This window comes from Streptomyces sp. NPDC028928, assembly GCF_055564915.1.
Genome location: NZ_JBVHVI010000012.1, coordinates 242700 through 256899, shown reverse-complemented (window position 1 = coordinate 256899; position 14200 = coordinate 242700). Strand labels below are relative to the sequence as shown.

General features: G+C 72.0%; 12 protein-coding genes. 11 read left to right on the top strand and 1 reads right to left on the bottom strand.

Annotation, left to right across the window (positions count from 1 at the left end; genetic code table 11):
- Positions 1–83: 83 nt before the first annotated feature.
- From ACZ4U1_RS28185 to ACZ4U1_RS28165, 5 genes are all read left to right on the top strand, one after another.
- Complete coding sequence (locus ACZ4U1_RS28185) at positions 84–1700, top strand: peptide ABC transporter substrate-binding protein (protein ID WP_467906949.1); 1617 nt, start codon at positions 84–86, stop codon at positions 1698–1700.
- Positions 1701–1706: 6 nt separating this feature from the next.
- Complete coding sequence (locus ACZ4U1_RS28180) at positions 1707–2627, top strand: ABC transporter permease (protein ID WP_467906948.1); 921 nt, start codon at positions 1707–1709, stop codon at positions 2625–2627.
- Entirely contained in the window at positions 2620–3627 is a 1008-nt protein-coding gene (locus ACZ4U1_RS28175; RefSeq protein WP_467906947.1) for an ABC transporter permease, read from the top strand. The genes ACZ4U1_RS28180 and ACZ4U1_RS28175 overlap by 8 nt, the downstream gene beginning before the upstream one ends.
- A 211-nt stretch (positions 3628–3838) precedes the next feature.
- Positions 3839–4822, top strand: a complete 984-nt coding sequence (locus ACZ4U1_RS28170) for an ABC transporter ATP-binding protein (RefSeq protein ID WP_467906946.1) — start codon at positions 3839–3841, stop codon at positions 4820–4822.
- On the top strand, positions 4806–5873 hold the full coding sequence (locus tag ACZ4U1_RS28165; RefSeq protein ID WP_467906945.1) for an ABC transporter ATP-binding protein: 1068 nt from the start codon (positions 4806–4808) through the stop codon (positions 5871–5873). Before ACZ4U1_RS28170 ends, ACZ4U1_RS28165 begins: the two co-directional genes overlap by 17 nt.
- A 110-nt stretch (positions 5874–5983) precedes the next feature.
- On the opposite strand, the gene ACZ4U1_RS28160 is transcribed toward ACZ4U1_RS28165, so the two are convergent.
- Complete coding sequence (locus tag ACZ4U1_RS28160; protein ID WP_467906944.1) at positions 5984–8116, bottom strand: S9 family peptidase; 2133 nt, start codon at positions 8114–8116, stop codon at positions 5984–5986.
- A gap of 172 nt (positions 8117–8288) precedes the next feature.
- Here ACZ4U1_RS28160 and ACZ4U1_RS28155 point away from each other — a divergent pair, with 172 nt between their 5' ends.
- The 6 genes from ACZ4U1_RS28155 (at position 8289) to ACZ4U1_RS28130 (ending at position 14198) form a co-directional block, all read left to right on the top strand.
- A complete protein-coding gene (locus ACZ4U1_RS28155; RefSeq protein WP_030649813.1) occupies positions 8289–8483 on the top strand; it encodes a hypothetical protein in 195 nt (64 codons plus the stop codon).
- A 48-nt stretch (positions 8484–8531) separates the two neighbouring features.
- Positions 8532–9392, top strand: coding sequence for an N-acetyl-1-D-myo-inositol-2-amino-2-deoxy-alpha-D-glucopyranoside deacetylase (gene mshB, locus ACZ4U1_RS28150; RefSeq protein ID WP_467906943.1), 861 nt, complete (start codon positions 8532–8534; stop codon positions 9390–9392).
- Entirely contained in the window at positions 9389–9805 is a 417-nt protein-coding gene (locus tag ACZ4U1_RS28145; RefSeq protein WP_467906942.1) for a DUF6113 family protein, read from the top strand. Before mshB ends, ACZ4U1_RS28145 begins: the two co-directional genes overlap by 4 nt.
- A gap of 154 nt (positions 9806–9959) precedes the next feature.
- Positions 9960–12392 carry a hypothetical protein gene (locus ACZ4U1_RS28140; protein WP_467906941.1) on the top strand — a complete coding sequence of 811 codons (2433 nt, stop codon included), beginning with the start codon at positions 9960–9962 and terminating at the stop codon, positions 12390–12392.
- A 139-nt stretch (positions 12393–12531) separates the two neighbouring features.
- On the top strand, positions 12532–13461 hold the full coding sequence (locus ACZ4U1_RS28135) for an ABC transporter ATP-binding protein (protein ID WP_467906940.1): 930 nt from the start codon (positions 12532–12534) through the stop codon (positions 13459–13461).
- Entirely contained in the window at positions 13458–14198 is a 741-nt protein-coding gene (locus ACZ4U1_RS28130; protein WP_467906939.1) for an ABC transporter permease, read from the top strand. The genes ACZ4U1_RS28135 and ACZ4U1_RS28130 overlap by 4 nt, the downstream gene beginning before the upstream one ends.
- Positions 14199–14200 lie beyond the last annotated feature (2 nt).

The window sequence follows — 14200 nt, the reverse complement described above, 5'->3', positions numbered from 1 at the left end:
CCAATCGGGCGGTGTGCGTGAAGCATGCGCGGTATGTGTCGATATGACCGTTGATCGAGCCGGGCGCACGGAGGAGGCACGCCATGCGGGGAAGCGCGCATGCCCGATGGGCCGCCGGCGCGGTGACGATGGCACTGGCGGCCACGGCCTGCGGGGTCGGCGGAGCGGCCGGCGGCGCCGTGCTCAGTTCCTCCTGGGGCGATCCGCAGAACCCGCTGGAGCCCGCCAACACCAACGAGGTGCAGGGCGGCAAGGTCCTCGACATGATCTTCCGCGGGCTGAAGAAGTACGACCCGAGGACCGGCCGGGCCCAGAACTGGCTCGCCCGGTCCATCGAGACCGAGGACTCGCGGAACTTCACCATCCGGATCAAGGACGGCTGGACCTTCTCCAACGGGGAGAAGGTGACCGCCCGGTCCTTCGTGGACGCCTGGAACTACGGGGCGAGTCTGCGCAACAACCAGAAGAACGCCTACTTCTTCGGCTACATCGACGGCTACGACCAGGTCCACCCCGACAGCGGCGGGCAGCGCGCCGACACACTCTCCGGGCTGAAGGTCGTCGACGACCACACCTTCACCGTCCGGCTCAACCAGAAGTTCTCAGGCTTCCCCGACACCCTCGGCTACGCCGCCTTCGCCCCACTGCCCCGGCTGTTCTTCACCGACCACGCGGCCTGGGTGAGGAAGCCGGTCGGCAACGGCCCGTACGCCATCGCGTCCTACACGAAGGGCGCGCAGATGTACCTGAGGAAGTGGGACGGCTACCCGGGCCCGGACAAGGCGCGCAACGACGGCGTGACCCTCCTCGTCTACACCGACAGCAACACCGCCTACACCGACCTCCTGGCCGGCAACCTCGACCTCGTGGACGACATCCCCGCCGCCCAGCTGAAGAACGTCAAGGGGGACCTCGGCGACCGCTACATCAACACCCCGGCCGGCATCCTCCAGACCCTCGCCTTCCCCTTCTACGACAAGGCCTGGAACAGACCGGGCATGGAGAAGGTCCGCACCGGTCTGTCCATGGCGATCAACCGCGGGCAGATCACCGACACGATCTTCCGCAAGACCAGGACCCCGGCCACCGACTGGACCTCCCCGGTCCTCGGCACGGCCGGCGGCTACAAGGCCGGACTGTGCGGCACGGCCTGCGACTACGACCCCGTCCGGGCGAGGGAGCTGATCAAGGAGGGCGGCGGGATCCCCGGCGGCCGGCTGAGGATCACGTACAACGCGGACACCGGCTCGCACAAGGAATGGATCGACGCGGTGTGCAACTCCGTCAACAACGCGCTCGGCGACGACAAGGCCTGCGTCGGCAACCCGGTCGGCACCTTCGCCGACTTCCGCAACCAGCTCGGGCGGCACAAGATGACCGGCCCGTTCCGCGCGGGCTGGCAGATGGACTACCCGCTCATCCAGAACTTCCTCCAGCCGCTCTACTACACGGGCGCGTCCTCCAACGACGGCAAGTGGTCCAACAAGGACTTCGACCGGCTCGTGAACCGGGCCAACGCGGAGACGGACACCGCCAAGGCGGTCTCCCTCTTCCAGAAGGCCGAGGAGGTGGTGCGCGACCACATGGCCGCCATCCCGCTCTGGTACCAGAACGGCAGCGCCGGTTACTCCGACCGGCTGTCCCACGTGGCGCTCAACCCCTTCAGCGTGCCCGTCTACAACGAGATCAAGGTCGGCTGAGCCGCCGTGGGACGCTATGTCGCCCGGCGACTGCTCCAGATGGTCCCGGTCTTCGTCGGGGCCACGCTGCTGATCTTCCTGATGGTGAACGTGATGGGCGACCCCATCGCCGGCCTGTGCGGGGAGCGGGCCTGCGACCCGGCGACGGCCGCCCAGCTGAGGAAGGAGTTCGGCCTCGACAAGCCGTTGTGGCAGCAGTACCTGACCTACATGGGGAACGTCTTCACCGGAGACTTCGGTACGGCGTTCAACGGTCAGCCGGTGACCGAGCTGATGGCGACGGCGTTCCCGGTCACCGTCCGGCTGACCGTCGTGGCCGTCCTCTTCGAGATCGTCATCGGCATCACGCTGGGCGTCGTGACCGGGCTCAGGCGCGGCCGGCCCGTCGACACCGGGGTGCTGCTGGCCACCCTGGTCGTGATCTCCGTCCCGACCTTCGTCACCGGCCTGCTGCTCCAGCTGCTGCTCGGCATCAGATGGCAGTGGATCAAACCATCGGTCCGCAGCGGCACCTTCGACGAGCTGATCGTGCCCGGCCTGGTCCTCGCCTCCGTCTCGCTCGCCTACGTCACCCGGCTGACCCGCACCTCCATCGCCGAGAACAAGCGGTCCGACTACGTCCGCACGGCGATCGCCAAGGGCCTGCCCCGGCGCCGGGTCATCACCCGGCACCTGCTGCGCAACTCCCTCATCCCCGTGGTCACCTTCATCGGCACCGACATCGGCGCGCTGATGGGCGGCGCGATCGTCACCGAGCGGATCTTCAACATCCACGGTGTCGGCTACCAGCTCTACCAGGGCGTCCTGCGCCAGAACACCCAGACGGTCGTCGGCTTCGTGACCGTGCTCGTCCTCGTCTTCCTGGTCGCCAACCTGCTCGTGGACCTGCTGTACGCCGTACTCGACCCGAGGATCCGCTATGCCTGAGCAGCCGTACGAGCCCGAGCGCGCGATCGCCGGCACCGGCATGGGCGGCGCGATGGACCTCGCGGCGAGCGAGGCGACCACGCTGGAGGGGACACCCGGCGGACCGGAGGGCACCGGGCCGGCGGGGCCGCATCCGTCAGCCGCCTCCGGCGGACGGGCGCGCTCGCTCTGGTCCGACGCCTGGCGGGACCTGCGCCGCAACCCGGTCTTCCTCCTCTCCGCCCTGATCATCCTCTTCCTCGTCCTCATCTCCCTGTGGCCCTCGGCGATCGCCTCCGGCAGCCCCCTGACGTGCGACCTGGCCAGGGCCCAGGACGGCCCGGGCCCGGGCGCGCCGTTCGGGTACGACGGCCAGGGCTGCAACGTCTACACACGGACCGTCTACGGCGCCCGTACGTCCGTCACGGTCGGCCTGTGCGCCACGCTCGGGGTGGCCCTGTTCGGGTCGGTGCTCGGCGGTCTCGCGGGCTACTTCGGCGGTGTCTGGGACGCGGTGCTCTCCCGGATCACCGACATCGTCTTCGCCATCCCGGTCGTCCTCGGCGGTCTCGTCCTCCTCTCCGTGGTGACCTCCACTACGGTCTGGCCGGTCATCGGGTTCATGGTGCTGCTCGGCTGGCCGCAGATCTCCCGCATCGCGCGCGGCTCGGTCATCACCGCCAAACAGCACGACTACGTCCAGGCCGCCCGCGCCCTCGGCGCCTCCGACACCCGCATCCTGCTCCGGCACATCGCCCCGAACGCCGTGGCCCCGGTCATCGTCGTCGCCACCATCGCGCTCGGCACCTACATCGCCCTGGAGGCGACCCTGTCCTACCTCGGCGTCGGCCTCAAACCGCCCAGCGTCTCCTGGGGCATCGACATCTCCGCCGCCTCCCCCTACATCCGCAACGCCCCGCACGCCCTCCTGTGGCCCTCCGGCGCACTCGCGGTCACCGTCCTGGCCTTCATCATGCTCGGCGACGCGGTCCGCGACGCCCTCGACCCGAAGCTGAGGTGACGGCGGGCGTGCTGCGGGAAGGGCGAAGCGCGGGCGGCGGGTCCGGGGCCGGGGGCCGGGGCCGGTGCGGGGGCGGCCGGGCCGGGGGCGGTGGTGCGGGCGTGCACCCGGCTGTGCTCCCCGGGCGCGTCGGGGGTGCCGGCGCCGGCTTCGGTGTGTTCGGTGACGTGGTTCGTGCTGCTCTCTGCGCGGGGTCGAGGTGATGGCGGGCATGCTGCTCGACGTGCGGGATCTGTGGGTGGAGTTCCGGACGCGGGACGGTGTCTCGCATGCCGTCAACGGGGTCGGGTTCGGGGTGGACGCGGGGGAGACGCTGGCCGTGCTCGGGGAGTCCGGGTCGGGGAAGTCCGTCACCGCGCAGGCCGTGATGGGCATCCTGGACACGCCGCCGGCCCGGATCACGGGCGGGCGGATCCTGTTCCAGGGGCGGGACCTGCTGACGCTGAAGGGGGAGGAGCGGCGGAGGATCCGGGGTGCCGGGATGGCGATGATCTTCCAGGACGCGCTGTCCGCCCTCAACCCCGTCATGACGGTCGGCGACCAGCTGGGCGAGATGTTCGTCGTCCACCGGGGCATGTCGCGGAAGGACGCCCGGGCCAGGGCCGTCGAGCTGATGGAGCGGGTGCGCATCCCGGCCGCCGCCCAGCGGGTGCGGGACTACCCCCACCAGTTCTCCGGCGGCATGCGCCAGCGCATCATGATCGCCATGGCGCTGGCCCTGGAACCGGCGCTCATCATCGCCGACGAGCCGACCACCGCCCTGGACGTCACGGTCCAGGCCCAGGTCATGGACCTGCTCGCGGAGTTGCAGCGCGAGTACCGCATGGGGCTGATCCTGATCACCCACGACCTGGGCGTCGTCGCGGACGTCGCCGACCGGATCGCGGTGATGTACGCGGGGAGGATCGTCGAGTCCGCGCCCGTGCACGACATCTACAAGGCACCGGCCCACCCCTACACCCGCGGCCTGCTGGACTCCATCCCCCGCCTGGACCAGAAGGGACAGCAGCTCTACGCCATCAAGGGCCTCCCGCCGAACCTGACCCGCATCCCGCCCGGCTGCTCCTTCCACCCCCGCTGCCCGCTCGCCCGGGACGTGTGCCGCACCGACGAGCCCCCGCTGTACCAGGTGGACGAGGACCGGGGCAGCGCCTGCCACTTCTGGAGGGAGTGCCTGCATGACCACGACCACTGAGCCGATCCTGGAGGTCAGCGGCCTGGTGAAGCACTACCCCCTCACCCGGGGCGTCCTCTTCAAGAAGCAGATCGGCGCGGTGAGGGCCGTGGACGGCGTCGACTTCACCCTCGGCCGGGGCGAGACCCTGGGCATCGTCGGCGAGTCGGGCTGCGGCAAGTCGACGGTCGCGAGACTGCTCTGCAACCTGGAGCGCCCGACGGCCGGCTCCATCCGGTTCAAGGGCGAGGACATCACCCGGCTGTCCGGCCGCGCCCTGAAGGCCGTACGCCGGAACATCCAGATGGTCTTCCAGGACCCGTACACCTCCCTCAACCCGCGCATGACGGTGGGGGACATCGTCGGCGAGCCGTACGACATCCACCCGGAGGCGGCCCCCAAGGGCGACCGGCGCCGCCGGGTGCGGGAGCTGCTGGACGTGGTCGGCCTCGACCCGGAGTACGTCAACCGCTACCCGCACCAGTTCTCCGGCGGCCAGCGCCAGCGCATCGGCATCGCCCGGGGCCTCGCGCTGCGCCCCGAGGTCATCGTGGCCGACGAACCGGTCTCCGCGCTGGACGTCTCGGTCCAGGCCCAGGTGATCAACCTGCTGGACCGGCTCCAGGAGGAGTTCGAGCTGTCGTACGTCTTCATCGCGCACGACCTGTCGATCGTCCGGCACATCTCGGACCGGGTCGCGGTGATGTACCTGGGGCGGATCGTGGAGACCGGCCGCGACAGCGAGATCTACGACCATCCGACCCACCCCTACACCCAGGCCCTGCTCTCCGCGGTGCCCGTGCCCGACCCCGACGCCCGCGACCGCCGGGAGCGGATCATCCTCGCCGGTGACGTGCCCTCCCCGGCGGACATCCCCTCCGGCTGCCGCTTCCGCACCCGCTGCTGGAAGGCGCAGGAGCGCTGCGTCCGGGAGGTCCCGGCGCTGGCGGTCCCCGCCGCCTTCCGCGATTCCTCGGGCCCGGCGGCCCACCCCTCGGCGTGCCACTTCGCGGAGGAGCGGCAGGTCGTACCGCCGAAGGAGGCGCAGCCGAACGGCAACGGGCCGGGGTGACATGGCGCACCCCGGCCCGTTCACGGCACCCGCACGGCCGTACGCTGATCAGCCTCCCGTGTCCGTATATCGGTACCGCTTCCGTGAAGTTGCCTGCGTGTTAACGGAGTTCACGCCTGCCCGCCCGGCCGGGGGAGGGAGCGCCGGAGGAAGTCCAGCTGGAGCAGGAGCAGGTTCTGCGCGACCGTCTCCTGCGGGGTCATGTGGGTCACCCCGGACAGGGGCAGCACCTCGTGCGGGCGGCCGGCGGCCAGCAGGGCGGAGGACAGGCGCAGCGAGTGGGCGACGACCACGTTGTCGTCCGCCAGCCCGTGGATGACCATCATCGGGCGGTGCGGCTCGGCCGGGTCGACCAGGCCCGCGTCGTCGATCACCGAGTTGCGGCGGTAGACCTCCGGCTGCTTGTTCGGGTCGCCGAGGTAGCGCTCCTGGTAGTGGGTGTCGTACAGCCTGAGGTCGGTGACCGGCGCGCCGACCACCGCCGCGTGGAAGACGTCCGGGCGGCGCAGCACCGCCAGCGCCGCCAGATAGCCGCCGAAGGACCAGCCCCGGATCGCCACCCGGCTGAGGTCCAGCGGGTACCGCTCGGCGAGCGCGTGCAGGGCGTCGACCTGGTCCTGGAGCACGACGTCCGCCAGGTCGTCCCGGATCGACTTCTCCCAGGCCGGCGAACGGCCCGGGGTGCCCCGGCCGTCGGCGACGACCACCGCGAAGCCCTGGTCGGCGAACCACTGGGAGGTCAGGTGGGCGTTGTGCGCGGCGACCACCCGCTGGCCGTGCGGACCGCCGTAGGGGTCCATGAGGACCGGCAGGGGAGTGTCACCGGGGTAGTCCCGTGGCATAAGCACGGCGCACGGAATTCGGCGTGCGCCCCCCTGGGTGAGGGCCACCCGCGGGGACAAACCAGGATCTTCGGCGTACGACCGGACAGTGGCCGTCAGTTTCCCGTCACACAGCACCTGGACCCGGGAGCCCGGCCGGTCCAGTGCGGCGGACACCAGGACGGTCACGCTCCCGGAGCGCACCGCCGAGTGCACACCGGGCTCCTGCGACAGGCGCTCCACGCCCAGCTCGTTCACCCGGTACACATGGACTTCGCCAATTTCCGGCGCCTCGGCCTCCGGACCGGAGGAGGCGGAAACCAGTACGTCCTCCGGACCCACGTCCACAACGGCACGAATGTGCAACTGTCCGCTGGTCAAGGGCCGTTCGCCGACCGTCAGCACCCGTGCGCCGCCCTCGTCCGCGATGCGGACAAGCTGCCCGGAGGGGCTCCAGCAGGGCACACCGGCGAACAGTTCCAGCCAAGTTGGATCTTCATCGGCGTGCACCATCCGCGTGGCCCCGGAATCCGGGTCCACCGCCAGGAACAGCTGGCTGCGCTGGTCCCGCGCCTGCACCAGCAGTAGCGGCGCACCCGCCTCTGACCAGTGCACACGCGCCAGATAGGGATAGCGCGTCCGGTCCCAGACCACCTCCGTCCGGGCCCCGTCCAGCCCCTGGACGAACAGCCGTACGTCCGCGTTCGGGGTGCCCGCCGCCGGGTACCGGATGTTGAGTGGCTCACGCTCCGGCCGGGCCGGATCCGCGATCCACCACCGCCGTACCGGCGTGTCGTCCACGCGCGCCACGAGCAGCCGGTCCGACCCCGGCGCCCACCAGAACCCCCGCGAACGCCCCATCTCCTCGGCCGCGATGAATTCCGCGAGACCGTAGGAGACGTCCGCCGACTCCGGCTCGGCCAGCGCCCGGTCGCCGTCCCCCTCGGCGCCCACCACCCTGAGCGCGCCCCGCGCGACGTACGCGATGTGCCGCCCGTCGGGCGACGGACGCGGGTCGATCACCGGCCCGGTGACGGGGAGTTCACGCGCCGTACCGGCCCGCAGCTCCGCCGTGAAAAGCCGCCCTGACAAGGCGAAAGCCGCCAACTCCACGGAACTGTCAGTGGCATAGGCGACGATGCCGGCGCCGCCCTCCCGGCTGCGCTCACGCCGTGCCCGCTCCTCGGCCGAGAGCTCTTCGGAGGCGCCCTGGAGGAGCACGCGCGGGTCGGCCGCGAGGCGCTCCGCGCCCCCCGGAAGATCCAGTACCCACAGGGAGTTGGCCCGGTCGGTGCCGGAGCCGGAACGCAGGAACGCGACACGCGAACCGTCGGGCGCCACGGTGAACGCACGCGGCGCGCCGAGCGTGAACCGCTGGGTCCGGGCGTGCCGACGGGGGAAGGAGTCAGCCTCGGTCGTCATACTCCGACCATATTGGCCATGCGCCCCCTTGTGCGGCCGTGCGCCGACCGATGCGCGAGTACGGATAGTTATGATCACTACCGCAGAGTGGGTATGAACCTGCTGGCGTCTGCATGGATTTGCTCAACTGATCTAGAACCCGCGTCCCTGGGATCTTTGGAGGTGAGCCGCCGTGGCACTCTCGATTTCGGCGGTGGTGCTGCTGGCGATCATCGTCTTCCTGCTGATCAAGAAGTCAGGGTTGAAGGGCGGCCATGCGGTCGTCTGCATCCTGCTCGGCTTCTACCTCGCCTCCTCGACCGTCGCTCCCACGATCAGCGAGCTGACGACCAACGTCGCCAGCATGATCGGCAGCATCAAGTTCTGACGGCCGCCGTCCCGGGGACCGTCATGGGGACCTCGTAGGCTGGTCCCCATGACGGAACTGTCCTCCCGGCGGCTTCTCCTGGTGCACGCGCATCCGGACGACGAGTCGATCAACAACGGTGCGACCATGGCCAGGTACGCGGCCGAGGGTGCCCATGTGACGCTGGTCACCTGCACCCTGGGGGAGCGGGGCGAGGTCATCCCGCCGGAGCTGCGGCATCTGACGGGCCCCGCGCTGGGCGCGCACCGGCGTGGTGAGCTGGCCGCGGCCGCCGCCGCGCTCGGGGTCACCGACGTCCGGCTGCTCGGCGGCGCCGGGCGGTACGGCGACTCCGGGATGATGGGCCTGGCCGACAACGACGACCCCGGCTGCTTCTGGCAGGCCGACGTGGACGAGGCCGCCGGCCTGCTCGCCGAGGTGATCCTTGAGGTCCGCCCGCAGGTCGTCGTGACGTACGACGACAACGGCGGCTACGGCCACCCGGACCACATCCAGGCCCACCGCGTCGCCATGCGCGCGGTCGACCTCGCGGCCGACCGCGGCCACCGGATCGCCAAGGTGTACTGGAACCGCGTCCCGCGCTCCGTCGCCGAGGCCGCCTTCGCCCGCCTCCAGGACGAGCTGTCCGCACTGCCGTTCGACAAGAGTGCCGGCCTGGAGGACGTACCCGGCGTCGTGGCCGACGAGCGGATCACCACCGCGGTCGACGGCACCGCCCACGCCGCCGCCAAGGCCGCCGCGATGCGCGCCCACGCCACCCAGATCGAGGTGGCCGAGCCGTACTTCGCGCTCTCCAACGCACTCGCCCAGCCGCTGTTCACCACCGAGTACTACGAGTTGGTGCGCGGCCCGGGACAGCGCGGGGAGACCGACCTGTTCGCCGGCCTCGGCCTCGGGGAGGCGTCGTGAGCAACGGCGGAAACGGTTCCCTGCTCGCCCAGCCGCTGCGCCCGCCCTCCGCCGGACGGGCCCTCGCCCACCTCGGCCTGTTCCTGCTCGGCGCGGTCACGGGTCTCGCCGGGGCCCTGGTGCAGGCCGCCTGGTTCCCCGGCGGGCTGCTGCTCGCCCTCGCGGGCGCCGCCGGGCTGTTCCTCGGCGGGGGATACGCCACCGGGGGCCGGGGCGGGGCGGTCGCGCCGGCGGCGGGCTGGATCGTCGCCGTCATCCTGCTGACCACCACGCGCCCGGAGGGCGACTTCCTGTTCGGCGCGGGCGGCGGCTCCTATCTCTTCCTGCTCGGCGGCATGGCCCTCGCTGTGATCTGTGCCACCGTTGGCGCCGGGCGGCAACCTCGCGGCGACTCCGCCCGACTTGGCAAGTGACGTACCACTTCGCCGTGCGGCGCACGTGCGAGTCCGGTGTGGGTTTCCTCAGCGGTCATGGGATAAGCGCCATAAGTGGCCAGTATGGTGGTGCGCGCCGCCGAGCCGCCCGCAGTGGTCGTACGGGCGGTGGAGCCAACTGGGAGAACCTGCCTTGAGTCGTGAAACTGACACTCCGTCCTCCGGGCCCAACGGGCGCGGCGGAGCCGCATATCCCTCCGGCACGCCGCCGTACGGGACCCCTTTGGCTTCCGACGACGGTACGAACGCGGGCCGTTCGGGCACGCGCCCGGAGGAGAAGAAGACCGAGACCACGCTGACGACCCGGATCCGGATCAACATCCCCGGGTCCCGGCCCATCCCGCCGGTCGTCGTGCGCAAGCCGGTCGGGGACGGCGAGGGCTCCGGGGACGAGGCGCCCGCCGCCGAGCCGCGGCCCGCCGCCGACCGGACACCCGCCGCTGCCGCCGCCGAGGCCCCGGCCGAGTCCGGCGCCCAGGCGGAGGAGAAGACCAGCGACTGGTTCGCGCCCCGCAAGTCCTCGGCCCCCAAGGGCGGTCCGGGCGGCGGCGGCACGAACGGTGCCGGGATCCCCGGCGGTTCCGCCGCGCCTTCCGCGCCCGCCGCGTCTTCCGGCGTGTCGGGCGGCCGTACGGGTGGTCCGAAAGCGTCCGGCGCCGCCGGTACCACCGGCGCGCGACCCGGCGGCGGCCGTCCCGGCGGTGTGGTCGGCTCCATGAGCGTGCCGGGCGGCTCCCGCTCCGGCGGTTCGAACGGCAAGGGCCTGCCCGGCGCCACCGGCGGCCCCGTCGCCCCGGGACACGGCGGCGGCACCGGCTCCTTCGACGTGACCGAGGCGCTGACCGCGGGCCCGCTGGGCGGCGGCTCCCGCCCCGGCTCCGCGGGCTCCGGCGAGCCCCGCCGGGACGACCTGCCGTACTTCGCGGAAGGCCACCCGGACGGCGCCGGCCAGGACGGCTTCGGCACCGGCACGCCGGGCACCGGCGGCCAGGACGGCTTCGGCGGTCAGGACGGCTTCGGGGGCGGCGCGGGCGGTGCGCACGGGCGCGACGGCTTCGCCGGTGCCGCGGGCGGTGCCCACGGGCACGGCGGCCCCGGCGGCGCCAGCGGCTTCAACGGGCCCGGCGGCCTCGGCGGCCCCGGCGGCCCGCAGGGCCCGGCCGGTCCCACCGGCGGCCCGGTCACCGGCGACGGCACCCTCGTCCCGCCGGCCGCCGGCGGCGGCCTCGGCACGGGGCCGGGCGAGCCCTTCGACGGCCCCGCGGGCGCCGGCTTCCCCGGCCGGAGCACCCCGCCGGCCCGCAGCGCCCTCTCCGACATCGCCGACCTCGACGGCCCGGCCGGCGGTCCCGGCGCCGGTCCCGCGGGCCGCGGTCCCGGTGGCGGCCTCAGCGACGACACCGCGATCCTCACCCCGCAGAAGCCGGCCCCGGAGCCCGGCGCGCCCGGCTACCGTTCCCCGGCCGCCGACAACGTCTCCGGGCACACCGTCACCAGCGGTATCCCGGTCGTCCCGAACGCGGACAAGCCCCCCTTCGGCACCCACCCCGGCGGCCCGGCGGCACCCGCCGCGCCCAAGCCGGAGCAGGCCGCCGCGCCCAAGGCGGCGGCCAAGCCGAAGAAGAAGGGCCGCAGCAAGCTGATGCTGCTCGCCGTCGGCGTGGTCGTCGTCGCGGGCGGTGCCTACGGCGCCGGGCTGCTGATGAACCACACCGACGTGCCCAAGGGCACCACCGTGCTCGGCGTCGACATCGGCGGCGGCACCCGTGACGACGCCGTCAAGAAGCTGGACGACGCCTTCGGCAGCCGGGTGGACAAGCCGCTGAAGCTGTCCGTGGGCGGCAGGACGGTCAGCCTCGCGCCGGGGAACGCGGGCCTCCAGTTCGACTACCAGGCCACGGTGAGCGAGGCCGCGAAGAGCGACTACAACCCGGTCCACGTCGTCGGCTCGCTCTTCGGGCAGAAGCGCGTGGTCGAGCCGGTCATGCCGGTCGACGAGGAGAAGCTGCAGGCCGCCCTCCAGCAGGCCGGCGGCGGCTCCGGCTCGGTCACCGACGGCACCATCACGTTCCGGTCCGGCAAGGCCGTGGCCGTCTACGGCAAGGCGGGCAAGGCCATCGACGCCGGCCGCGCGACCGACGCGGTCGAGCAGGCCTACCGCACGCTGGTGGAGACGGACACCGCGACCCCGGTCACCGTGCCGACCACCACCAAGCAGCCGACGGTGTCGAACGCCGAGGTCGACCGGATGATGAACGACTTCGCGAAGCCCGCGATGTCCGGCCTCGTCCGGGTGCAGACCGACGCGGCACACAGCATCCCGTTCGGCCCGGTGTCCCTGCCGAAGATCATCAGTTTCAAGGCGGTCGACGGCAAGCTCGTGGACACGTACGACCTGAAGGCGCTCAAGGAGGCCTACGGCAGCACCTTCGACGGCGTGCAGGTCCAGACCGCGACCGGGAAGCGCGGTGTGCTGCCGCAGGACGTGGTCGCCGCCCTGCGGAAGGCGCTGCGCGGCAAGACGGCGGCCGAGCGGGTCGGGGTCATCGACACCAACCCCAGTTAGCCGGCTGTTCCAGGGGGCGCCCTCCCACGGGGGGCGCCCCCTCGGCGTATCCGTCACCGGATCCGCGTGACATCTGTCATCCGGGAGTCAGGACCGCCGGCACTGCCGGGTCCACGGCCCTCCCGGCCAGCATGGACGCATGACGACGACAGCGGCACCGGCCACCACCACCCCGGTGGTCGGGTTCGACCAGGTGACCAAGACGTACGGGAGCGTGCGGGCCGTCGACGGCCTCTCGCTCCGGCTGTACCCGGGCGAGACCGTCGCCCTCCTCGGCCCGAACGGGGCCGGCAAGTCCACCACCCTGGACCTGCTCCTCGGGCTCAAGCACGCCGACAGCGGCTCGGTGAGCCTGTTCGGCACCGGCCCGCGCGAGGCGATCGTCGCCGGGCGGGTCGGTGCCATGCTGCAGAGCGGCGGGCTGATGGACGGGGTCACCGTCGCCGAACTGGTCAAGCTGGCCTGCTCGCTGCACCCGCGGCCGTACCCGGTGTCCGAGGTGCTGGCCCGCGCGGGCATCGCCCAGATCGCCGACCGCAAGGTGGACAAGCTCTCCGGCGGCCAGGCCCAGCGGGTGCGGTTCGCCCTCGCCACCGCCGGCGACAGCGACCTGATCATCCTGGACGAGCCGACCACCGGCATGGACGTCTCCGCCCGCCAGGCCTTCTGGGCCACCATGCGGGAACAGGCCGACCGGGGCCGTACGGTCCTGTTCGCCACCCACTACCTGGAAGAGGCCGACGCCATCGCCGACCGGGTCCTGGTGCTGCACCGCGGCCGGCTCCTCGCCGACGGCACGGCCGCCGAGATCAAGGCGAAGGCGGGCGCCCGGCGGATCTCCTTCGACCTGGAGGGCGAGATCGACCAGGACGCCCTGCGCGGACTGCCCTTCCTCACCTCCATCGACGTGTCCGGCCAGACCGTCCGCATCCAGTCCGCCGACGCCGACGCCACCGTGCACGCCCTGTACGGCCTCGGCCTGTACCCCCGCAATCTCGAAGTCGCCGGGCTCGGTCTGGAGCAGGCCTTCGTCGCCATCACGGAGGCCGAGGAGGCCCGGCAGTCATGAACGCCCTCATCAAGCTGGAACTGGCCCGCGCCCTGAGGAACAAGAAGTTCTTGTTCTTCTCGGTGCTCTACCCCTCGATCATCTACCTGATCTTCTCCAGCGGCGCCGGCTCGGCCGGGAGGGTCGACGGCAGCGACCTGACCGTGGCCACCTACCTGATGGTCTCCATGGCCTCCTTCGGTGCCCTGACCGCCGTCCTGATGGGCAACAGCGAGCGCATCGCCAAGGAACGCGAGAGCGGCTGGGTACGGCAGCTGCGGCTGACCCCGCTGCCCGGACGCGGCTACGTCCTCGCCAAGACCGCGAGCGCCGCCGTGGTGAGCCTGCCGGCCATCGTCGTGGTGTTCGCCGTCGCCGCCGGGATCAAGCACGTACGCCTGGACGCCTGGCAGTGGCTCGCCCTCACCGGGGTCATCTGGGCCGGCAGCCTCGTCTTCGCCGCGCTCGGCGTCGCCATCGGCTACCTCGCCTCCGGGGACGCGGTCCGCCCGATCACGATGATCGTCTACTTCGGTCTGTCGCTCCTCGGCGGCCTGTGGATGCCGTCCACGAGCTTCCCGCAGTGGCTCCAGGACATCGCCCAGTGGCTGCCCACCCACGCGTACGCTGCCCTGGGACGCGCGATCGAACAGAGCCAGGCCCCGCACGCCCAGGACATCGCCGTCCTCGCCGTCTCCTTCGTCCTTTTCGCGGGCGGCGCGGCCTGGCTGTACCGGAAGGACACGCTGAAAGCGTGAGC